This window comes from Vibrio sp. ECSMB14106, from assembly GCF_000972265.1.
Classification (GTDB): Bacteria; Pseudomonadota; Gammaproteobacteria; order Enterobacterales; family Vibrionaceae; genus Vibrio; species Vibrio kanaloae.
Genome location: NZ_LAUM01000011.1, coordinates 64,505 through 87,278, shown reverse-complemented (window position 1 = coordinate 87,278; position 22,774 = coordinate 64,505). Strand labels below are relative to the sequence as shown.

Genomic DNA, 22,774 nt, shown 5'->3' with positions numbered 1-22,774 from the left:
GGCTAGCACTTGATGCTAGCCTTTTTTCTATCCGCCCGTAGCTTTCCAATTCACCTTGTTGCATAAGTTAAATATCGTTAATACCCAGCCTCTTATATCTCATTGATATCCATCGACTATTTTAGATTATTAAGTGGCTAATCGCGTTTATGCATGATAATTAACCATGAACTTGACCTTAAACACAATTAGCTATACGTTGTAAATCTGGTGAAAACAAAACCGAACGGTATTGTTCATACAACCAATACGTTTTAACTAGCTAAAAAATAATAAGTTTATAAAAAATAACAAGTACATGAATAGTTAGTCATTTACTGTCTGGATGACAGAGAAGCAAAAGGGAGAATTGCAATGGCTCTATATGATCCTAGTCTTGAAAAAGACAACTGTGGATTTGGTTTAATAGCGCAAATGGAAGGCCAACCGAGTCATAAGTTGGTACGAACTGCTATTTCAGCCCTCGATCGTATGACACACCGTGGTGGTATCGCTGCGGATGGTAAAACCGGAGACGGTTGTGGCTTATTGCTACAGAAGCCAGACTCTTATCTCAGAATTATTGCTGAAGAGAATAACTTCAAGCTCGGCAAGCAATACGCTGTCGGCATGATTTTCTTCAGCCAAGATCCAATCAAAGCGCAATCCGCGCAAGACATCGTCAATAAAGAGCTCGCTCAAGAGACCTTAACTGTTGCAGGTTGGCGCGTAGTGCCGACCAATACTGACGTATTAGGTCCGATTGCCAAAGATTCTGTTCCCAATATTCAGCAAGTGTTTATCTCAGCTCCTGCTGGCTGGCGTGAACGCGATATTGAACGACGCCTTTATATCGCTCGTCGTAGAATTGAAAAACAGATCACCGAAGACAAAGATTTCTATATTTGTAGCCTTTCAACACAAGTCATGGTTTACAAAGGTCTGTGTATGCCGGCCGATCTTCCGCGATTTTACCTCGATCTTGCAGACTTACGCATGGAATCGGCGATATGTCTGTTCCACCAGCGCTTTTCAACTAATACTCAGCCACGCTGGCCACTGGCTCAACCATTCCGCTATTTGGCACATAATGGTGAGATCAATACCATCGAAGGTAACCGTCAATGGGCTAAAGCTCGTGCTTATAAATTCTCTTCACCACTGCTGCCCGACTTACAAACGGCCGCCCCCTTTGTGAATGAGACAGGCTCTGATTCATCAAGCCTAGATAACATGCTCGACCTGTTCCTTGCCGGGGGTATGGATGTATTCCGAGCAATGCGTATGCTTGTGCCGCCCGCTTGGCAAAACCACCCAGACATGGACCCAGATCTGCGTGCATTCTACGACTTCAACTCCAAACATATGGAACCGTGGGATGGCCCCGCAGGTATCGTCCTTTCTGATGGTCGTTACGCCGCGTGTAACCTCGACAGAAACGGCCTGCGCCCGGCACGTTATGTCATTACTAAAGACAACCTGATCACTCTGGCATCTGAGGTCGGCATCTGGAATTACGCCCCAGATGAAGTTGCAAAAAAAGGTCGAGTTGGGCCAGGTGAATTACTGGTAATTGATACTCGTCGTGGCAAGCTGTGGCAATCCAACGAGATCGACAATGACCTCAAAGGCCGCCACCCCTATAAAGAGTGGATGGAAAAGAACGTTCACAAATTAACACCGTTTTCCAAATTGTCAGATGATCAAGTCGGTAAGCGTAGCTTTGACGATGACACACTAAAGACTTATCAAAAACAGTTTGCGATGAGTAGCGAAGAGTCAGACCAAGTACTGCGTGTGCTTGGTGACATGGGGCAAGAAGCGGTCGGCTCGATGGGCGATGATACGCCGATGGCCGTGCTGTCTTCTAAAGAGCGCCTCATCACCGATTATTTCCGTCAAAAGTTTGCTCAGGTGACCAACCCACCAATCGATCCACTGCGTGAAAAACACGTGATGTCTTTGGCGACCAGTATTGGTAAAGAGATGAATGTGTTCTGTGAGACCGATGGTCATGCCTATCGTGTCACTTTCGATTCTCCCGTATTACTTTACTCAGACATGCAGCAGCTTCTGCAATTAAGCCAAAAACATTACCGCCATGTCATTCTCAGCATGCACTACGATCCTAGTCATCAAGACCTTGAACAAGCGATCAAGGCGGTATGTGATAGTGCAGAGCAAGAAGTCCGTAAAGGTGCAGTTTTAATTATTCTATCGGATAAAGGTTTAGAGAAAGGCAAACTGCCCATCCCAGCCGCTATGGTTGTTGGTGCGGTACAAACGAGACTTGCGGACACGGACCTACGATGTGATGCCAACATCGTGGTTGAAACGGCAACTGCGCGCGACCCACACCAATTTGCCGTGCTGCTTGGCTTCGGTGCTACCGCAGTTTACCCATACCTTGCCTATGAAGCGTTAAGTAAAATGTTGGATGATGGCTCTTTAGATAAAGACTATCGTGCCGCAATGCAAAATTACCAAAACGGCATCAACAAAGGTCTATATAAGATCATGTCGAAAATGGGTATATCAACCATCGCATCTTATCGTTGTTCACAACTATTTGAAGCCGTTGGCTTACATACTGACGTCGTTGAGCTCTGCTTCCGTGGCGTAACCACACGAATCCAAGGTGCAAGCTTTAGCGATTTCCAACAAGATCTTTATAACCTCTCTCGTAAAGCGTGGACGAAACGCAAACCAATCGAGCATGGTGGGTTACTCAAGTATGTACATGGCGGCGAATATCACTCCTACAACCCAGACGTAGTCAGTACTTTACAAACAGCCGTAAAGACAGGCGAAACATCAGATTATCAATCTTTTGCGAAGCAAGTTAATGCTCGCCCTGCAGCGATGCTGCGTGACTTAATGAGTCTGAAAAAAGCCGAACAACCTCTGCCACTAGAAAAAGTAGAACCAAATAGCGATCTCTTTAAACGCTTTGATTCTGCAGCCATGTCAATTGGCGCCTTGAGCCCAGAAGCACATGAAGCGCTAGCCATGGCGATGAACCGCTTGGGAGGCTACTCCAACTCTGGTGAAGGTGGTGAAGATCCACGACGCTTTGGGACTGATCGTAACTCGCGTATTAAACAGATAGCTTCTGGTCGTTTTGGTGTAACGCCACATTACCTAACCAATGCAGATGTTCTGCAGATCAAGGTCGCGCAAGGTGCGAAGCCAGGAGAAGGCGGCCAGCTGCCGGGTCATAAAGTCACGGCAGAAATCGCTAAGCTGAGATACTCAGTTCAGGGCGTGACTCTGATCTCCCCTCCTCCACACCACGATATCTATTCTATCGAGGATCTGGCGCAGCTGATTTTCGACCTTAAGCAAGTTAACCCTAAAGCCTTGGTTTCAGTAAAATTAGTATCTGAACCGGGTGTAGGCACCATTGCGACGGGTGTAGCGAAAGCTTATGCCGATCTAATTACCATTTCTGGCTACGATGGCGGTACAGCTGCAAGCCCGTTAACCTCGGTTAAATACGCTGGTTGCCCTTGGGAGCTTGGCTTAGCCGAAACTCAACAAGCACTCGTCGCCAATGGGCTTCGTCATAAAATTCGCCTGCAAGTCGATGGTGGTTTAAAAACCGGCCTCGATGTTATCAAAGGCGCAATTCTCGGTGCGGAAAGCTTTGGTTTTGGAACAGCGCCAATGGTCGCAATGGGTTGTAAGTTCTTACGAATTTGTCACCTCAACAATTGTGCTACTGGTGTGGCAACTCAGGATGAAACACTACGCCGTGAATACTTCAAAGGCTTACCTGAAATGGTGATGAACTACTTTACGGGTCTAGCCGATGAAGTACGCCAATACCTTGCAGAGCTTGGGGTAGAAAAACTAACAGACCTAATTGGTCGCACGGATTTACTTGAAGCAGTCCAAGGCCTCACAGCGAAACAGAGCAAGCTCGATCTTTCTTCAATACTCGAAGCTCCGATATCTGCAGAAGGTCACCCGCTATTTTGGACCGAGCCAAACGCGCCGTTTGATAAAGCTCAGCTCAACCAGCAGATCCTTGATGATGCACTCGATGCAATTGATAAGCGACAGTCCACCAGCCTCTACTACAACGTGATCAACACCGACCGTTCGATTGGCGCTCGTATCTCAGGTGAAATAGCGAAACGCTACGGCAACCAAGGTATGGCGGGGGCACCGATTAAATTGTACCTCGATGGTACAGCAGGCCAATCATTTGCAGTTTGGAACGCCGGTGGCGTCGAGCTGTACCTGACGGGTGACGCCAATGACTATGTCGGCAAAGGCATGGCGGGCGGTAAGGTGGTTATCAAGCCTCACCAAGGCACTGCATTCGTTTGTAACGAAGCGACCATCATCGGTAACACCTGTTTGTATGGTGCAACCGGAGGAAAACTATTTGCTGCAGGCACTGCAGGTGAACGATTTGGGGTACGTAATTCAGGTACCGTCGCTGTGATTGAAGGCGCAGGTGACAATGCCTGTGAATACATGACGGGCGGTATTGTGGCCATTCTTGGCGCAACCGGAGTGAACTTCGGCGCCGGTATGACAGGCGGTTTTGCTTATGTGATGGATAAGAATGAAGACTTCCAAGGCCGAGTGAACAACGAATCGGTAGAAGCACTTTCTTTGTCGGACCTATTTATCCACCAAGAACATCTGCGCGGCTTGATTGCTGAGCACTTAGAAGAGACAGGCTCAGTGCACGCTGAAGCGATTCTGGCGAACTTTGATGAATGGATTCCGAAGTTCTACTTAGTGAAGCCGAAGACGGCAGATCTTAACACCTTGCTCGGTCACCAAAGCCGTAGCTCTGCTGAACTTCGTGTTCAAGCGCAATAATTGGAAGGAGCCAATAATGAGCCAGAATGTATACCAATTTATTGATGTGAATCGCGTAGACCCAGCGAAGAAGCCAATCAAAATACGTAAGATTGAGTTTGTAGAGATCTACGAACCTTTCACGAAACAACAAGCTAAAGCGCAAGCTGACCGCTGTTTAGACTGTGGTAACCCATATTGTGAATGGAAGTGCCCTGTCCATAACTACATCCCTCAATGGCTTAAGCTCGCCAATGAGGGGCGAATTATCGAAGCAGCCGAATTGGCTCACCAAACCAACAGCTTACCTGAGGTGTGTGGACGCGTTTGTCCTCAGGACCGACTGTGCGAGGGTTCTTGTACCCTCAATGATGATTTTGGCGCAGTAACAATAGGTAATATTGAAAAATACATTACCGACAAAGCGTTTGAGATGGGCTGGAAACCAGACATGTCCCACGTAGAATGGACCGACAAAAAAGTCGCGATCATCGGTGCAGGCCCCGCAGGTCTTGCGGCAGCTGACATCTTAGTTCGAAATGGTGTAAAGGCCGTGGTATTTGACCGCTACCCAGAGATCGGTGGCCTGCTGACATTTGGTATCCCATCGTTCAAACTAGAGAAAGGCATCATGGAAAACCGTCGCCGTATCTTTAGTGGAATGGGTGTCGAATTTAAGATGAATACCGAAGTCGGTAAAGACGTTCAACTACAACAACTGGTCGATGACTATGATGCCGTTTTCTTAGGGGTCGGTACCTATAAAAACATGCGAGCAGGGTTAGACAACGAAGAAGCACCGGGCGTTTATGATGCTCTACCCTTCCTTGTTTCCAATACCTACAAGGTCATGGAACTGGATAACCCAACGCCATTCATCGACATGAAAGGCAAAAAAGTGGTCGTGCTTGGTGGGGGGGATACCGCGATGGACTGTGTCCGAACTTCGATTCGTCAACACGCAGCTAACGTCGTTTGTGCTTATCGCCGAGATGAAGCCAACATGCCAGGATCTCGTCGCGAAGTGAAGAATGCCAAAGAAGAAGGCGTGAAGTTCATGTTCAACCTTCAGCCTATTGGCTTAGAGCTTAACAACTCTGGTCATGTCGTTGGCGTCAAAGTCGTGAAAACCGCTTTGGGTGAGCCTGATGACGCTGGCCGTCGTCGTCCTCAACCCGTTGAAGGCAGTGAGCATATTCTTGAAGCAGACGCCGTTATCATGGCATTTGGTTTTCAACCTCATGCGATGGAATGGCTAGAACCTTTCGGTGTTGATTTGGATCAGTGGGGACGCATCAAAGCTCCTGGACAACAAGAGTTTCAATACCAAACCACCAACAGCAAGATTTTTGCAGGTGGTGATGCGGTTCGAGGCTCAGACTTGGTGGTGACCGCTATCGATGAAGGCCGTAAAGCCGCGGAAGGGATATTAGATTACCTAGAAGTGTGACTAATCTAAGGTTTCCTTTATTACTCAGTTCGTTACTATAAAAAAAGGATCCAATGATGGATCCTTTTTGAATTAAATACGCTTTATTAAAAGGTAACGATAAAGAGTAAAACAATCACTAAATGGCCAATACCGAAAACGACAATTAGAATTAGAATTAAAACAACGCATAGGAAACACTATGGAAAAAACAGCTCTCCTTTTTCTCTCTCTTTTGACTTTAACCGCTTGCAGCCAAGGTATCACTGACATGGAAGACAGAACTTCATCACCTTGTGGCGACAAACCAAACTGTGTATCGACCCAAGATGATCGTGAGCAGCATGCATTGGCCGCATTTGAATTATCAGATTCAGCAAACCTCGATGCTATTGAACAGGTTGCGCTGACCTTACCGGGCTCGAAAACAGCCAACAGAACCGAAAATTACCTACGTATTGAATGTACTTCTCGCATCATGCGCTTTGTCGATGACTTAGAACTCAGAGTTACTGGTGGCAAGCTGATCGTACGTTCCGAGTCTCGTACTGGCTACTCTGATTTTGGGGTGAACCGAAAACGTGCTGAACAACTTCGCACAAGCCTAAAAAGTGAAGGCCTAATCAAATAGATAAAAGAATACGTGGATAAATCGTCGGTATTAGGATGAGAAGTGCTTCTGGGCAGTCGCTCGACGCTTCTCTTCCATGCTACAATTTCGTTCTACTGTTTACATATTTTTATTAAGAGACTACACATGAAAATCGGCATCATTGGCGCAATGGAGCAAGAAATTGCGATCCTAAAAGCAGCAATTTCAGATATCACTGAAGTGAATAAAGGCGGTTGTACCTTTTTCTCCGGTCAGCTAAATGGTGTTGACGTTGTTTTGCTTCAATCAGGGATTGGTAAAGTAGCAGCAGCTGTTGGTACTTCAATCCTTCTAAGCGAATACCAACCAGATGTCGTTCTAAACACAGGCTCAGCTGGCGGTTTTGACTCAACACTTAACCTTGGCGATGTCGTTATCTCAACTGAAGTTCGTCATCACGATGCAGACGTAACCGCTTTCGGTTATGAAATCGGCCAAATGGCAGGTCAACCTGCTGCGTTCAAAGCAGATGATAAACTTATGGCTGTTGCTGAACAAGCACTAGCACAAATGGAAGATAAGCATGCCGTTCGCGGTCTTATTTGTACTGGTGACGCATTTGTTTGCACGGCAGAACGCCAAGAGTTCATTCGCAAGCACTTCCCGTCAGTTGTTGCTGTAGAGATGGAAGCATCGGCTATCGCTCAAGCTTGTCACCAATTCCAAGTACCATTCGTGGTTGTCCGTGCAATCTCTGACGTTGCAGACAAAGAATCACCAATGAGCTTCGAAGAGTTCCTGCCACTAGCAGCGCAAAGCTCTTCTGAAATGGTTATCAAGATGGTTGCCCTACTAAAGTAAGCGACTAGATATGCAAACACTGTTTGATCAGGTATTTGCAAATGGCGTGCTCCTTGTGATGTGGGGAGCACTGCTTTTTCATTTAATTTTACCTATCCCCCATGCCGCACACCCCACGACCTTATGGCATAAGTTTGCTGAGCTTTTAGCAAGCAAGGTTAATAACAACCACAACTATTCCCAAAGCTTAATCTCAGGCACATTAGCCTGGGGGTTAATGGTACTGCCGACTCTGGTTATTCTCTTGGCACTGCAACCATTGGTTTGGCAAGCTCAACTGTTTGAATTGGCACTGTTATTACTCGCGATTGATTGGCGCAATAATGAAAAGCTGACTAACCAACTGATTAAAGCGATTGGCCGAGAAGATAAAGCGGCCGCTCGTCAGTTACTGGCCCCAATAGTCAATCGTCAAACCGAATCACTTTCGTCACTTGGCCTAGGCAAAGCCGCCACAGAAACCATCATCATGGGTTACGCTCGTAACGTAGTTTGTGTGTTGTTCTGGTACGCCATTGGTGGTGGAATTGCCGCGTTAATGTATCGCCTTGTGGTCGAGTTAGCTCGAGCTTGGTCGCCAAGTCGCAAGCAATTTTCTCCATTCGGCTCAACGGCGATCAAGATAGTCGCTATTCTCGAATTCATACCGATGCGTTTGTTTGCTTTGATGATCGTATGTGGTGATAAAGCAACGCACACATTTAAGATGATGCTAGTCCAAAGTCGCTCTTGGCCACTGCCCGGCCCAGCCTGGTTAATCACGGCCGTTGGCAACAAGCTTGAACTATCATTGGGTGGTCCTGCGATTTACAACAACACCAAAGCCATTCGCGCAAAATTAGGCGGCAGAATCGCACCGTCAACTCTGCATCTATCTCAGGTTCAGAAACTGCTATTTGGTCGTATCACTATCTGGATACTTTTACAAAGCCTAGCCTTATTATTTATTCACCAAGGGATTTAGAGTGAAATCTTCAGCACTTGTTACAAGCCTTACTATTTTGTCTTCCAGCTTATGGCTGCCTTTATCATTTGCAAAAGAAGCATCACTGACTCCAGAAAAAGTACAACCAGCTCAACGCGTGGTCAGCCTTGCTCCTCACGCCACTGAACTCGCGTACAGTGCAGGTTTAGGTAATAAGCTTGTTGCGGTAAGTGAGCGAAGTGATTACCCACCACAAGCAGACAAGCTTGAGAAAGTGGCGAACTACCAAGGTATTAAGGTTGAGAAAATCATCGCACTGCAGCCAGATCTGATTCTTGCGTGGCCTGCTGGCAACCCGCCCAGAGAACTCGCAAAGCTAGAGCAGTTTGGATTTAATATTTACTACTCTAAAACCAAAAGCCTAGACAGCATTGCGACCAATATTGAACAACTAAGCCAATACTCCAGTGATCCGAGTATTGGAGAGAACAATGCTAAGCAATACAGAGAGCAGCTCAACGCGTTGAAACTAAAATATAAAGATGCCGAGCCTGTAAACTACTTTTATCAGCTTAGTGAAAAGCCGATCATCACTGTTGCTCAAGGGCATTGGCCAAGTGAGGTGTTTGAGTTTTGTGGTGGCCACAATATTTTTGAAAACAGCGCCTCTCCTTATCCGCAAGTTGGTATTGAACAAGTTGTACTAAAGAAACCTGAGGTGATCTTCACCTCTCAGCACGCCATCGAGAATGGAACCATGTGGCAAACTTGGGAAGAGGAGATTCCGGCGGTCGCTCAAGATCAGATTTGGTCACTCAATTCTGACTGGATCAATCGCCCGACAACCAGAACTTCAAAAGCGATTCAACAAGTGTGCGATTTCTTCGATAGAGCTAGGCAAAATCGCTAACTATTTGCTGCATTTTTTCGTACAATTCGCCACCAACGTCAATACCTATAATTTCAACCAATAAGAGCACCAGTATCATGGACTCCATGCTGCTTTATATTATCGATTTATTTGGCACTGCCATCTTTGCTATTTCTGGCGTTTTTGTCGCAGGCCGTCTTAAGATGGATCCCTTTGGCGTCGCCGTTCTAGGCAGCGTGACCGCAATTGGCGGCGGCACTATTCGTGACATGGCATTGGGTGCGACTCCCGTTTTTTGGATCACTGATACCACCTACCTTTGGGTCATCATCACTACCTGCTTGCTGACCATGATTATTGTAAGACGTCCAAAACGTCTGGCTTGGTGGATATTACCGGTATGTGATGCGATTGGCTTAGCGGTGTTTGTTGGCATTGGTGTAGAAAAAGCGCTTATCTATCAAGATTCAGCACTAGTGGCCATCATCATGGGTGTCATCACCGGCTGCGGTGGCGGTATTATCCGTGACGTGCTTGCCCGTGAAGTGCCAATGATTCTAAGAAGTGAAGTCTACGCGACCGCTTGTATCATTGGTGGCGCTTTCCATACCATGGCGATCAGCATGGGGCACGATTCAGAAACTGCATTTCTGGCCGGCGTGTTCTCAACGCTATTGATCAGGCTTGGCGCCATTCGTTGGCATTTATCATTGCCGACCTTCGCCATCAAATAAGCTATCGTTACCCAATAGAAAAGAGCTCCGCTGGGAGCTTTTTTTATTTCTGCCTCGCTAATCCTTATATCGTTATCTTATTTAAGCTAACCTCTCCAAGTCTCAAGACTAGAGAATGAATGCTGTTTGAGGTAAGTTGAAACAATCATTCCCAAATTTCATGAATATAACCAATGCTACTCGAAGGAATCGAAACTCTACTGGTATTGAGTAAAGCAAAGACCATGAGCCGTACAGGCAGTTTGCTTTATATCAGCCAATCAGCGGTCAGCAAACGGATTGCGAATTTAGAAAGGAAGCTAGGTAAAAAGCTCATTGAACCGAGTGGCCGACAGATCAAACTGACGCCGGATGCAATTGCACTAGTCGAGAGTATCGGCCCTGCATTCAACGAGCTTCGTGGCCTTATTTATGAACAGCAAGAGTTGGAAGATACCACTCTCATCACTTTAGATAGCTCTAAGTCTCTGATAGCGGGCTATCTAGGTGAGATGATGGGGCAATTTATCAAACAAGATAAACACATAACCATCACCACCAACCATACCCCAAGAATCATAGAGCGCGTACAATCTGGCAAGGCAACCTTGGGGTTGTGTGCTGGTTTACTGCCGCCGCATCATGGATTGATGACCTTCCACCTGTTTGATGAGCCGTTTTACATTGTAAGTAAGCAGTCGCTCACGGCACTTCCTCCATTGGTCATTACCAACGATATGACGAACCCTGCCAACTCTTATCAGTTATCTGTGCTTGCAAAATTCGATATCAAACCCTTAATGGAGATGGATGCCTACACCGCAGCAGCGCAACTTGCATTAGGTGGAGCGGGGCCGGCTTTAATCCCGCTCTCTATCGTAAAAACACTCAATATTGAGTCTCAATACCTGTATAGTTTCCCAGAATTAGCAGGCTTAATTCGACCAATTCATATCTGTGTGAGGCCAAATAGCTATCACTCTCCAAGGGTTAAAACAGTGATAGAATCGATTGTTGATGCTGTTCCCAAAGCAGTTTAGACGCCATTAGCATCGACATTACGATCACAAGGGGGCGAATCCACTTCTGCCCTTTTGTCACTACCACTTTAGCGCCGAGCTGAGCGCCCATAAAGCCACCGACCGCCATCACTAATCCTAACTCCCAAATAGGCAAGCCAGCCAAGATAAAGAAGATCAATGCAGCAATGTTCGAGGTGAAATTAAGTACCTTGGTGCGAGCTGTAGCATCAACCAAAGAGAAATGCCCAATGACGACAAAGCAAACCGTAAAAATAGACCCCGTACCTGGACCAAAGAACCCATCGTAGAAACCCACACCACCGCCAATACACAGCGCAAACATTGCCTCAGAGATCTTTTGCTTGCCTTTAGAAACCGTTGTTGGAGGTGCAAGCAGAAAATAGAGAGAGATAGCAATAAGCAACAGTGGGATAACACTCGTCAGTAAGCTTGCATCTATATATTGGACTAATTCAGCCCCAATAGCCGAACCAATAAAAGTGCAGATGATCGCAAAACGCATCTCTTTAATACTGACGATACCATTGCGCACGAAATACCAAGTCGCCGAGAAGCTACCAAAAGAGCTTTGAAGTTTATTAGTAGCAAGGGCCTGTGTCGGTGGGACACCCGCCGCGAGTAATGCAGGTAAAGTTAATAAGCCACCGCCGCCAGCCATCGCATCAATAAAGCCAGCCACCGTTGCGACAACAAACAAAATAGCCAATATTTCTAGAGTGATTTCCATATACTCAGTGCCTTAAAATTCCGTATAACGACAACTTACCACCCTAAGAAAGCGATCAATAACGAAACACAAGATTTTAACCTATTCCAAATCTTCATCATTTAGTCTAATGCTAATCACAATAAGTGAGTGTTCATAAATCGAGTGGGAACAGACTTGAGAATAAAAAGGAAATTATCGAGACTTTTAACAAACTAGGGAGAACAGTTGTTTACTACGAGAGGTATAAACAGGATGGCAAGCATAAAAAAGCCCGCTCTTCAGAGCGGGCCTCTACTTTCGTTTAATCTAGTCGATTAAGCTTCGTTCGCTTTTACTTGAGCATGTAGCTCTTGAACTGAAATGACTGACGTCTTCGCATCTGCAGTGTGCGCCATGCAAGTCGCGAATGCAGCGTTTAGCGTAGTCGTGTAGTTAACTTTTTCAGCCAATGCGCCACGACGAAGTACTTTAGAATCTTCAATCGCTTGACGACCAGCCGCAGTGTTCACGATGTACGTGTACTCGTTGTTCTTGATACGGTCAAGAATGTGAGGACGACCTTCGTGTACCTTGTTTACTAGACGTGGGTTGATACCGGCTTCGCCAAGGATAACCGCAGTACCATGTGTTGCGTCTAGCTGATAACCAAGCTTAGATAGCTTAGATGCTAGGTCAACAACACGCTCTTTATCGCCTTCACGAACCGAAAGAAGTGCACGGCCGCCTTCTGGGTAGATGTTGCCACAACCCAATTCAGCTTTAGAGTATGCTTCTGCGAATGTCGCGCCAACACCCATAACTTCACCAGTAGAGCGCATTTCTGGGCCTAACAGTGGGTCAACACCAGGGAACTTGTTGAATGGAAGTACAACTTCTTTCACTGAGTAGTAAGGTGGGATGATTTCTTTGGTAAAACCTTGAGACTCTAGCGATTGACCCGCCATTACACGAGCGGCAATCTTAGCGATTGGCGCGCCCGTTGCTTTAGACACAAATGGAACCGTACGTGCTGCACGAGGGTTAACTTCGATTAGGTATACTTCATTGTTCTTAACCGCAAACTGCGTGTTCATCAGACCACGAACACCCAATTCGAACGCTAGCTTTTCAACTTGCTCGCGCATTACGTCTTGGATTTCTTGGCTTAGCGTGTAGGCAGGAAGAGAACATGCTGAGTCGCCTGAGTGAACACCCGCTTGCTCGATATGCTCCATGATACCGCCGATAACAACGCGCTCACCGTCACAAATCGCATCGACGTCTACTTCAACAGCGTCGTCTAGGAAGCTATCCAGTAGTACTGGAGACTCGTTTGATACGCTTACTGCTTCGTTAAAGTAGCGACGTAAATCTTGCTCGTCGTATACGATTTCCATCGCACGACCACCAAGTACGTAAGAAGGACGTACAACTAATGGGAAGCCGATTTCGCGAGATTTCTCAACCGCTTGCTCCATTGTTGTTACTGTCGCGTTCTCTGGCTGAAGTAGGCCTAGACGGTCTACAGCAACTTGGAAACGCTCACGGTCTTCTGCACGGTCGATTGCGTCTGGGCTAGTACCGATTATTGGCACGCCAGCCGCTTCAAGAGCACGAGCCAGTTTAAGTGGCGTTTGGCCACCGTACTGAACGATAACGCCTTTTGGCTTCTCAACGCGAGCGATGGCTAGTACGTCTTCCAGGGTGACTGGTTCGAAGTATAGACGGTCAGAGGTATCATAGTCTGTAGAAACGGTCTCAGGGTTACAGTTAACCATGATAGTTTCGTAGCCATCTTCACGTAGTGCTAATGATGCGTGTACACAACAGTAGTCAAACTCAATACCTTGGCCGATACGGTTTGGACCGCCGCCTAGAATCATGATCTTGTCTTTGTCTGTTGGGTTCGCTTCACACTCCTCATCGTAAGATGAGTACATGTAAGCCGTATCTGAAGAGAACTCAGCCGCACACGTATCTACACGCTTGTAAACTGGGTGAATATCGTATTGGTCACGCATACGACGGATTTCGCTTTCTGCGACTCCTAGAATCTTAGATAGTCGCGCATCTGCAAAACCTTTACGTTTAAGCTTGATTAACTCGTCTTTATTTAGACCAGCAAAACCTTTCGCTTTCAGTTCTTGCTCAAGATTTACGATATCTTCAATTTGAACTAGGAACCAACGGTCGATTTGCGTTAGGTTGAATACACCATCTACTGACATACCCGCACGGAATGCGTCAGCGATGTACCAAATACGCTCTGCGCCAGCTTCTTTCAGTTCGTGACGAATAGTCGTTAGCGCATCTGGTGCGTCTAGGTCTACCATTTCGTCAAAACCAGTCGCGCCAACTTCTAGGCCGCGAAGTGCTTTTTGTAGAGATTCTTGTTGGTTACGGCCGATAGCCATCACTTCACCAACCGACTTCATTTGCGTCGTTAGACGGTCGTTAGCGCCTGCAAATTTTTCGAAGTTAAAACGAGGAATCTTAGTGACTACGTAGTCGATTGTTGGTTCGAATGATGCTGGTGTTGCGCCGCCAGTGATGTCATTCATTAGCTCGTCTAGCGTGAAGCCAACAGCCAGTTTCGCGGCAATCTTAGCGATTGGGAAACCTGTTGCTTTAGAAGCAAGTGCAGAAGAACGAGATACACGTGGGTTCATCTCGATGATAACCATACGGCCATCTTTCGGGTTAATACCAAACTGTACGTTTGAGCCACCCGTTTCAACACCAATCTCACGCAGTACTGCTAGAGATGCGTTACGCATTAGTTGGTATTCTTTGTCTGTCAGCGTTTGAGCTGGAGCCACTGTGATTGAGTCACCTGTGTGAATACCCATTGGGTCGAAGTTTTCAATCGCACATACGATGATGCAGTTGTCGTTCTTGTCACGAACCACTTCCATCTCGTACTCTTTCCAACCGATAAGTGATTCATCGATAAGAAGTTCGTTAGTTGGAGATAAATCCAAACCACGACGACAGATTTCTTCAAATTCTTCTTTGTTGTAAGCGATACCGCCACCAGTACCACCCATCGTGAACGATGGACGAATGATACAAGGGAAGCCAACCATGTCTAAAACTTTGTAAGCTTCTTCCATCGATTTCGCTGTATCAGCAGTTGGACACTCAAGGCCAATTGCTTTCATTGCTTTATCGAAGCGTGAACGGTCTTCTGCTTTATCAATAGCGTCAGCCGTTGCACCAATCATTTCAACACCGAACTCTTCAAGAACGCCGTGCTTTTCTAGGTCTAGAGCACAGTTCAATGCCGTTTGGCCACCCATAGTAGGTAGAACGGCATCAGGCTTCTCTTTAGCGATGATGTTACGCACCACTTCCCATTGAATAGGTTCGATGTAAGTTGCATCTGCCATCTCTGGGTCGGTCATGATTGTCGCTGGGTTCGAGTTTACAAGAATAACTCGGTAACCTTCTTCGCGAAGCGCTTTACAAGCTTGAGCACCAGAGTAATCGAACTCACATGCTTGGCCGATAACGATCGGGCCAGCACCTAGAATAAGAATACTTTTAATGTCAGTACGTTTTGGCATTGTCTACTACTCCGGATTAAGCTGTGTGCTGTTTAATTAATTCAATGAAGTGGTCGAATAACGGCGCTGCGTCTTCTGGACCAGGGCTTGCTTCAGGGTGACCCTGGAAGCTAAACGCGGGTTTGTCTGTACGGTGAATACCTTGTAGAGAACCATCAAACAGTGATTTGTGCGTTGCACGTAATGTCTCTGGAAGGGTTTCTTCGTCAGCAGCAAAGCCGTGGTTTTGCGAAGTAATCATCACAACATCACGATCTAAATCTTTCACTGGGTGGTTTGCACCGTGGTGACCAAACTTCATCTTCACAGTCTTAGCACCTGACGCTAGAGCAAGAATTTGGTGACCTAGACAGATGCCGAAGATCGGTAAACCTTTTTCTAGGAACACTTTTGTCGCTTCAATTGCGTAAGTACATGGTTCTGGGTCACCAGGGCCATTTGAAAGGAACACACCGTCTGGGTTCAGCGCGAGTACTTCTTCAGCAGAAGTTTCAGCAGGAACAACCGTTAGGCGGCAGCCGCGGTCAACAAGCATTCGTAGGATGTTTCGTTTTGCGCCGAAGTCATAAGCAACAACGTGGTATGGCAATTCAGAGTCGGCTTTCGCTTCAGGAAGTCCCCCCGTAAGCGTCCACGAACCTTGTTTCCATTGATACGCTTCTTTTGTTGTAACTTCTTTCGCAAGATCCATACCTTTTAGGCCAGGGAATTCTTTTGCTTTAGCTAGAGCCAAAGCTTCGTCTAGGTTCCCATCGTTTACCGAAGAGCCTGCTACGATACAACCGTTTTGAGCACCTTTTTCACGAAGAATACGCGTCAACTTACGAGTATCGATATCAGCGATACCCACAACGTTTTGCGACTTAAGGTAATCAGAAAGGGATTGTTCATTACGGAAGTTAGAAGCGATAAGAGGGAGATCGCGAATCACAAGGCCTTGAGCATGGATTGAAGAAGATTCTTCGTCTTCGGAATTGGTTCCGGTATTGCCAATGTGAGGGTAAGTAAGGGTAACGATTTGTTGAGAATAGGAAGGATCAGTGAGGATTTCTTGGTACCCCGTCATCGAGGTATTAAAAACGACTTCACCAACTGCAGAACCTACAGCGCCAATGGCTTCACCGTGAAATACTGTCCCATCTTCTAGGACGAGTAGTGCTGACTTCTTCAAGACAACCTCCAGAAATAAAAATGCATTTAAATTGACTTAATTTGCAAATATACCTTCCTGCAACACCAGAAACTGCGTGTTTATGGAAATTAGACAAATTGGCGGTATTTTAGTGATGCACGTGATACGTGTCAATATTTAACGTAAAAGAAATTAAACATTTATATAAACTAATTCAACTTTTGCCACCAAAGCTTCAAAAGTTCAACTTTAATGCTCGTTTAGTTCGAATATTAAGATTTTCTAATCTTTACCCTTCATTTTCACCAACCATATAGTGACAGAAATATCACCGACAAAAAGCAATCGATAAACACAAAGAGAAAACCCTATAATTTAGACACCTAAAACAAAAAACAAACAATACCAGTCAAAAATCACAGTCAAGTCATAGAAAAACGACGATAATAAGAAAGTAGAGAGGAACTTGTAAAAGGAGAAATAGCGAAGGGAAAGGTACCAAACAAAGAAAGCGCCGGCAATTGCCAGCGCATAAATATCTATTTATAGATCATTCAACCCAAGGACATCTGTCATGGTATAAAAGCCTGCTGACTTACCATTTAACCAAACTGCGGCCTTGATTGCGCCATTAGCAAAGGTCATTCGATCTGTGGCTTTATGAGTAATTTCAACTCTCTCCCCGATATCAGCAAACATAGCAGTGTGCTCACCAATGATGTCACCAGCACGAATCGTCGCAAAACCAATCTCATCTTTAGTACGCTCGCCAGTAATACCTTCGCGTGACCATACGGCGACATCATTTAACTCGTTACCCATCGCACCCGCGATCGCTTCGCCCATACCAATAGCAGTACCAGAAGGCGCATCAACTTTATGACGGTGGTGAGCCTCAACGATCTCAACATCACAGTAATCACCCATCACTTTAGCGGCCTTTTCTAGCAGCTTAAATACCAGGTTCACACCCACACTGTAGTTAGGTGCCATTACGATAGCGATCTCTTTTGAAGCAGCATCAATCACTCGCTTCTCTTCTTCAGAGAAACCTGTTGTTCCTATGATCAGCTTCTTACCATGACGTTTACAAAGTTCAATATTCGCTAATGTGCTAACAGGCGCAGTAAAGTCGACGATAACATCAAATTCTTCAATCGCTTTCGAGAGGTCATCGACTAGAGCCACATCAAAACGACCTTCACCGCATAACTCGCCGATATCAACGCCGACCAAAGATGATTCTGGTCGCTCTGAGCCAGCACCAACACTTGCTTCTGAATTATGATGAGCGGCTTTCACCAAGTTGCGACCCATGCGGCCCGCTGCTCCTGCAATTGCAATTCTTACCACTGCGAATATCTCCATTGTTTTGGTTACCGTTACCGCTTACCTCTGCAGCAACGTTCATTCGGTTAATATCTTTAAACTAACAACAATCTCAAACTCAGGCTAGCAATTACGAAAACTCTTTTATCACTCGCTCTAAAATTGGCACATTTGCCTCTGGGAAGGCGTATTGATTCAATGATTCAAGGCTTACCCATTCACCTTGCTGACCTTCCTTACCGTAAGGCTGCTGTTCAAAGTCAGTCACGAGAATAAAATCGAACTTCAACGACTTATCCGTGTAATCAAACTCAAGATGCTCAAAAAAACATTGCTCTGTCACTTTGATACCAATTTCTTCATCTAGCTCTCGAGTCATGGCTTGTTCAATGGTTTCGCCCGCTTCAACCTTGCCGCCAGGAAATTCCCAGAAGCCGCCTTTGTGCTTGTCATCAGGTCGTTTAGTGATAAATACCTGCGACTTATCTTGGTTAAAGACAATACCTGCAACAATATGGATTCTTTTCATTAAGCTTTCCTCAAAATTAGCTTAAAAAAAGAGCCGCCTAAGCGACTCTTTATATTTTCATTGTCAGTTTTTCTGAAGCTAAGCTGTAGTGCTTAAGAGCAAGGCGGTGGCACGGAGCTTACGATAGTAAGTGAGTACCACCAACGCAGCTATTAAGCGCTACGGCGACGATTCATAGAAACTTAGTTAATCTGACCGTGACACTGCTTGTACTTTTTACCACTACCACATGGACATGGCTCGTTACGACCCACTTTGCGCTCATCACGTACTACCGTCTGTGGAGATGCTGGTTCAGCTTCATCGTCACCTAACTGATTTTCAGCGGTTGCATGTTGTGCTTGTGCACGACGCGCCGCTTCTTCAGCTTGAGCTTGACGTTGAGCTTCCATCTTTTCTACTTCTTCTTGTTGCTGAACGCGAACTTTAGAAAGGATAGTAACAACGTCGGTTTTTAGTACATCTAGTAGGCCTTCAAACAGTTCAAACGACTCGCGCTTGTACTCTTGCTTCGGGTTCTTCTGAGCATAACCACGTAAGTGGATGCCTTGACGAAGGTGATCCATCGCAGCCAAGTGCTCTTTCCAAAGACCGTCTAGCGTTTGTAGCATCACAGACTTCTCGAAGTTACGCAGTACTTGAGCACCAACCACTTCTTCTTTCTGTTTGTAGGAATCAACCGCCATACCAAGAATACGTTCACGCAATGCTTCTTCATAAAGCTTATCGTCTTCATCTAGCCAACCTTGAATATCAAAGTCTAGATCGAAGTCATTCTTCAGACGATCTTGCAGACCAGCGATATCCCACATGTCTTCAAGAGATTGAGGAGGAATGTACTCATCGATAACCGAAGTAAACACGTCTTCACGGTTGTGTTCGATCATTTCGCTGATGTCGTCAGAACTCATCAGTTCATCACGAAGCTCATAAACCACTTTACGTTGGTCATTGGCTACATCATCGTACTCAAGAAGTTGCTTACGAATATCGAAGTTACGACCTTCTACTTTACGTTGAGCTTTTTCAATTGAGCGAGAAAGCATCTTAGATTCGATCGCTTCGCCTTCGTCCATACCACTTTGGATAAGACCAGCCATACGATCTGATGTAAAGATACGTAGCAAAGAGTCTTCCATTGATAGATAGAAGCGAGAAGAACCTGCATCACCTTGACGACCAGAACGACCACGTAGCTGGTTATCGATACGGCGAGATTCATGACGCTCAGTACCAATAATGTGCAGACCACCTGACTCAAGTACTTTATCGTGGATGACTCTCCAGTCAGCTTTGATCTTATCGATCTGCTCTTGAGTTGGGTTATCTAGCTTATCAACTTGTGCCTGCCAGCTGCCACCTAACACGATATCGGTACCACGACCGGCCATATTAGTTGCGATAGTTACCGCACTTGGCGTACCTGCTTGTGCAACGATCTCGGCTTCCATCTCGTGGAACTTAGCGTTTAGAACGTTGTGCTTAATTTTTGCTTTTTTCAGTGCGTTAGACAGTAGCTCAGATTTCTCGATAGAAACTGTACCAACCAGTGATGGCTGACCAGCGGCTACACGGTCTTTAATGTCTTCAATGATCGCATTGAACTTGTCTTCTTCAGTACGATAAACCACATCTGGCATATCGTTACGAACCATAGGTTTGTTGGTTGGAATAACCACTGTTTCTAGGCCGTAAATAGACTGGAATTCGAAAGCTTCTGTATCGGCTGTACCTGTCATACCAGACAGTTTTTCGTACAAACGGAAGAAATTCTGGAAGGTAATCGATGCTAGTGTTTGGTTTTCATTCTGAATCTTCACACCTTCTTTAGCTTCAACCGCTTGGTGTAAACCTTCAGACCAACGACGACCTGGCATTGTACGACCAGTATGTTCATCAACGATAACCACTTCGCCTTCATCAGTAACGATGTAGTCTACGTTCTTCTCAAACAATACATGCGCACGAAGAGCCGCGTTTACGTGGTGAAGCAGGCTGATATTGGTTGGAGAGTAAAGTGTATCCCCCTCTTCCATTAGCTCATTTTTCACCATTAACTCTTCAACAAACTCTTGACCATTTTCAGTCAGGTGAACCTGCTTCGATTTTTCGTCCATGGTGTAGTGACCTTCACCACGGTACTCTTCTGAATCTTCTTTATCCTGGCGCTCAAGGCTAGGAATCAGAGTGTTAATGCGCGTGTAAAGCTCTGAACTATCTTCAGCTGGACCAGAGATGATTAGCGGAGTTCGAGCTTCATCGATTAAGATGGAGTCAACTTCATCGACAACAGCGAAGAAACGTTCACGTTGAACACGATCTTCAGCACGGAAAGCCATGTTGTCACGTAGGTAGTCAAAGCCAAACTCGTTGTTTGTTCCGTATAGTATATCAGCTTGGTAGGCTTCTTTTTTCTCTGGTGGAGCCATGTTTGGTACATTCACACCAACCGTCATACCAAGGAATTCAAATAATGGGCGGTTTGTTTCCGCATCACGCTTCGCTAGGTAGTCGTTCACCGTTACTACGTGAACACCTTTACTTGGAAGTGCGTTTAGATAAGCAGGCAGGGTGGCAGTAAGGGTTTTACCTTCACCAGTTCGCATCTCTGCAATTTGGCCGGCATTTAGAACCATGCCACCAATCAATTGCACGTCAAAATGACGCATGCCGTAAACACGCTTAGACGCTTCACGTACCGTAGCGAAAGCTTCAGGTAGAAGTTGATCTAACGATTCACCTTTATCTAAGCGCTCACGAAACTCAACCGTTTTTGCTTTTAGCTCTTCATCAGAAAGTGCTTCAAACGTTGGTTCGTAGTTATTAATTTCTTTTACAATTTTTCTAAGGCGGCGCAGTGTTCTGTCATTGCGACTGCCAATTACCTTTGTCAGCAGCTTAGTAATCATGTGCTTGGAATCTCTTCGTTCTCAGATCGTCCGCGATCTATTTTAAATGCCGTCAGTCTCTACTAGCTATGAACTAGTCTTCAGTTACTAACCAAGGATACTGAGATAAATCTAGTATCTTTGATATTGTACTTGAGAGTAGAGTTTTCAAGGCTTGAGTTAAAATTAATGCCCCTTAGTGTAAGTAATTTTCACACTAACGACCATTTAGAACACCATTTGTTTGATGTGCTTGGAACTTTTCTTTCTAATTGCTGATGGATTAAGCAAACTACGACCCATTGTCCAGCAATTTCCGTAGGTTAACGACACTGTATCTATTTTCTAGATACAAAAAAACCAGGTCAATGACCTGGTTTTCGAAATCTTATATTATTGTAAACAATAATTACGCTAGAACCATTCCTGGTTCAGCAAATGCAACAGGAGAGCCAGCTTCTTCTTCAAATGTTGCCCACTCCCAAGCTTCTGCGTCAGCAAGTACTGCACGTAATAGTTGGTTGTTTAGGCCATGACCTGATTTGTATGCTCGGAACTCACCAATAATAGCATGTCCACACATGTAAAGGTCACCAATCGCATCCAACACTTTATGTGTTACAAACTCATTCTCAAAACGAAGGCCTTCTTCATTAAGAATTCGGTATTCGTCCAGTACGATAGCATTATCGAAGCTACCGCCAAGTACTAGGTTTTGAGATTGTAGATATTCAATATCACGCATAAAGCCGAACGTACGAGCACGAGAAATTTCTTTCACAAAACCTTGTGAAGAGAAATCAAATAATAAACGTTGCTCGTCAGACTCAATGGCAGGATGGTTAAAGTCGATCTCAAAGTCCATACGGAAGCCGTTAAATGGAACAAATTCTGCCCACTTATCGCCATCTTCAAAACGAACAGGCTTTTTGATTCGAATAAAACGCTTCGCTGTATTCAGTGTTTCTACACCCGCTTGCTGTAGCAAGTATACGAATGGGCTTGCGCTACCATCCATAATTGGAATCTCTGGTGCATCCACTTCAACAATAATGTTGTCGATGCCCATCCCCGCTAGAGCGGCGTTAAGGTGTTCCACTGTAGAAATACGTACACCTTCATCATTAACAAGAGCAGTACATAACATAGTGTCACGAACTGATGCTGGATCAGCTGGGAAATCTACAGGTGGATTTACATCAGTACGACGGTAAACAATGCCTGTATTTGCAGCTGCCGGGCGAAGAGTAAGTGTGACTTTACGACCAGAGTGGAGACCCACACCAGTTGTTTTCACAATTTCTTTCAGAGTACGTTGTCTGATCATCTGCTTGCCTCTTATCAGTGCTACAAATCACGGCCAGTATTTACCGACCGCGGATTTTACCATTAATTCGACTATAGTCAAATT

At 45.5% G+C, this 22,774-nt stretch carries 15 protein-coding genes; 8 read left to right on the top strand and 7 right to left on the bottom strand.

Going from position 1 to position 22,774, the window contains the following annotated elements:
- The first annotated feature begins 354 nt into the window (after nt 1-354).
- The 8 genes from gltB (at nt 355) to WR49_RS09940 (ending at nt 11,228) form a co-directional block, all read left to right on the top strand.
- Nucleotides 355-4,818: a glutamate synthase large subunit gene (gene gltB / locus WR49_RS09975; RefSeq protein ID WP_046223888.1), complete on the top strand. Its 4,464-nt coding sequence runs from the start codon at nt 355-357 to the stop codon at nt 4,816-4,818.
- A gap of 16 nt (nt 4,819-4,834) precedes the next feature.
- Entirely contained in the window at nt 4,835-6,247 is a 1,413-nt protein-coding gene (locus WR49_RS09970) for an FAD-dependent oxidoreductase (protein ID WP_046223887.1), read from the top strand.
- Nucleotides 6,248-6,428: 181 nt separating this feature from the next.
- A complete protein-coding gene (locus WR49_RS09965) occupies nt 6,429-6,857 on the top strand; it encodes a DUF1499 domain-containing protein (RefSeq protein WP_017056067.1) in 429 nt (142 codons plus the stop codon).
- A gap of 126 nt (nt 6,858-6,983) precedes the next feature.
- Nucleotides 6,984-7,679, top strand: a complete 696-nt coding sequence (gene mtnN / locus WR49_RS09960) for a 5'-methylthioadenosine/S-adenosylhomocysteine nucleosidase (protein WP_017056066.1) — start codon at nt 6,984-6,986, stop codon at nt 7,677-7,679.
- A gap of 10 nt (nt 7,680-7,689) precedes the next feature.
- Complete coding sequence (locus WR49_RS09955) at nt 7,690-8,643, top strand: cobalamin biosynthesis family protein (protein WP_046223886.1); 954 nt, start codon at nt 7,690-7,692, stop codon at nt 8,641-8,643.
- Nucleotide 8,644: 1 nt separating this feature from the next.
- The gene (gene btuF, locus WR49_RS09950) at nt 8,645-9,514 is read left to right on the top strand and encodes a vitamin B12 ABC transporter substrate-binding protein BtuF (protein ID WP_046223885.1); all 870 of its coding nucleotides are present in this window, start codon (nt 8,645-8,647) and stop codon (nt 9,512-9,514) included.
- Between the two features lie 77 nt (nt 9,515-9,591).
- A complete protein-coding gene (locus tag WR49_RS09945; protein WP_017056062.1) occupies nt 9,592-10,209 on the top strand; it encodes a TRIC cation channel family protein in 618 nt (205 codons plus the stop codon).
- A 173-nt stretch (nt 10,210-10,382) separates the two neighbouring features.
- Nucleotides 10,383-11,228 carry a LysR family transcriptional regulator gene (locus WR49_RS09940; protein WP_017056059.1) on the top strand — a complete coding sequence of 282 codons (846 nt, stop codon included), beginning with the start codon at nt 10,383-10,385 and terminating at the stop codon, nt 11,226-11,228.
- Here the strand turns inward: WR49_RS09940 and WR49_RS09935 are convergent.
- From WR49_RS09935 to lpxC, 7 genes are all read right to left on the bottom strand, one after another.
- The gene (locus WR49_RS09935) at nt 11,179-11,958 is read right to left on the bottom strand and encodes a TSUP family transporter (protein ID WP_017056058.1); all 780 of its coding nucleotides are present in this window, start codon (nt 11,956-11,958) and stop codon (nt 11,179-11,181) included. The genes WR49_RS09940 and WR49_RS09935 overlap by 50 nt on opposite strands.
- A 296-nt stretch (nt 11,959-12,254) precedes the next feature.
- Nucleotides 12,255-15,485 carry a carbamoyl-phosphate synthase large subunit gene (gene carB, locus WR49_RS09930; RefSeq protein WP_017056057.1) on the bottom strand — a complete coding sequence of 1,077 codons (3,231 nt, stop codon included), beginning with the start codon at nt 15,483-15,485 and terminating at the stop codon, nt 12,255-12,257.
- A gap of 16 nt (nt 15,486-15,501) precedes the next feature.
- The gene (gene carA / locus WR49_RS09925; protein WP_010434758.1) at nt 15,502-16,656 is read right to left on the bottom strand and encodes a glutamine-hydrolyzing carbamoyl-phosphate synthase small subunit; all 1,155 of its coding nucleotides are present in this window, start codon (nt 16,654-16,656) and stop codon (nt 15,502-15,504) included.
- Nucleotides 16,657-17,160: 504 nt separating this feature from the next.
- Nucleotides 17,161-17,985 carry a 4-hydroxy-tetrahydrodipicolinate reductase gene (gene dapB / locus WR49_RS09920; protein WP_017056055.1) on the bottom strand — a complete coding sequence of 275 codons (825 nt, stop codon included), beginning with the start codon at nt 17,983-17,985 and terminating at the stop codon, nt 17,161-17,163.
- Nucleotides 17,986-18,076: 91 nt separating this feature from the next.
- Nucleotides 18,077-18,475, bottom strand: coding sequence for an 8-oxo-dGTP diphosphatase MutT (gene mutT / locus WR49_RS09915; RefSeq protein WP_046223884.1), 399 nt, complete (start codon nt 18,473-18,475; stop codon nt 18,077-18,079).
- 182 nt (nt 18,476-18,657) lie between these two features.
- Complete coding sequence (secA, locus tag WR49_RS09910) at nt 18,658-21,384, bottom strand: preprotein translocase subunit SecA (protein ID WP_017056053.1); 2,727 nt, start codon at nt 21,382-21,384, stop codon at nt 18,658-18,660.
- Nucleotides 21,385-21,772: 388 nt separating this feature from the next.
- Nucleotides 21,773-22,690, bottom strand: coding sequence for a UDP-3-O-acyl-N-acetylglucosamine deacetylase (gene lpxC / locus WR49_RS09905; protein WP_017056052.1), 918 nt, complete (start codon nt 22,688-22,690; stop codon nt 21,773-21,775).
- Between the last annotated feature and the right edge of the window lie 84 nt (nt 22,691-22,774).

Bases quoted from the DNA above. Each gene is read 5' to 3' on its own strand.
- WR49_RS09940 (WP_017056059.1), top strand. From the start codon at position 10,383: ATGCTACTCGAAGGAATCGAAACTCTACTGGTATTGAGTAAAGCAAAG.
- secA (WP_017056053.1), bottom strand. From the start codon at position 21,384: ATGATTACTAAGCTGCTGACAAAGGTAATTGGCAGTCGCAATGACAGA.
- WR49_RS09945 (WP_017056062.1), top strand. From the start codon at position 9,592: ATGGACTCCATGCTGCTTTATATTATCGATTTATTTGGCACTGCCATC.
- WR49_RS09970 (WP_046223887.1), top strand. From the start codon at position 4,835: ATGAGCCAGAATGTATACCAATTTATTGATGTGAATCGCGTAGACCCA.
- lpxC (WP_017056052.1), bottom strand. From the start codon at position 22,690: ATGATCAGACAACGTACTCTGAAAGAAATTGTGAAAACAACTGGTGTG.
- mtnN (WP_017056066.1), top strand. From the start codon at position 6,984: ATGAAAATCGGCATCATTGGCGCAATGGAGCAAGAAATTGCGATCCTA.
- dapB (WP_017056055.1), bottom strand. From the start codon at position 17,985: ATGGAGATATTCGCAGTGGTAAGAATTGCAATTGCAGGAGCAGCGGGC.
- WR49_RS09935 (WP_017056058.1), bottom strand. From the start codon at position 11,958: ATGGAAATCACTCTAGAAATATTGGCTATTTTGTTTGTTGTCGCAACG.
- WR49_RS09955 (WP_046223886.1), top strand. From the start codon at position 7,690: ATGCAAACACTGTTTGATCAGGTATTTGCAAATGGCGTGCTCCTTGTG.
- mutT (WP_046223884.1), bottom strand. From the start codon at position 18,475: ATGAAAAGAATCCATATTGTTGCAGGTATTGTCTTTAACCAAGATAAG.
- WR49_RS09965 (WP_017056067.1), top strand. From the start codon at position 6,429: ATGGAAAAAACAGCTCTCCTTTTTCTCTCTCTTTTGACTTTAACCGCT.
- carB (WP_017056057.1), bottom strand. From the start codon at position 15,485: ATGCCAAAACGTACTGACATTAAAAGTATTCTTATTCTAGGTGCTGGC.
- gltB (WP_046223888.1), top strand. From the start codon at position 355: ATGGCTCTATATGATCCTAGTCTTGAAAAAGACAACTGTGGATTTGGT.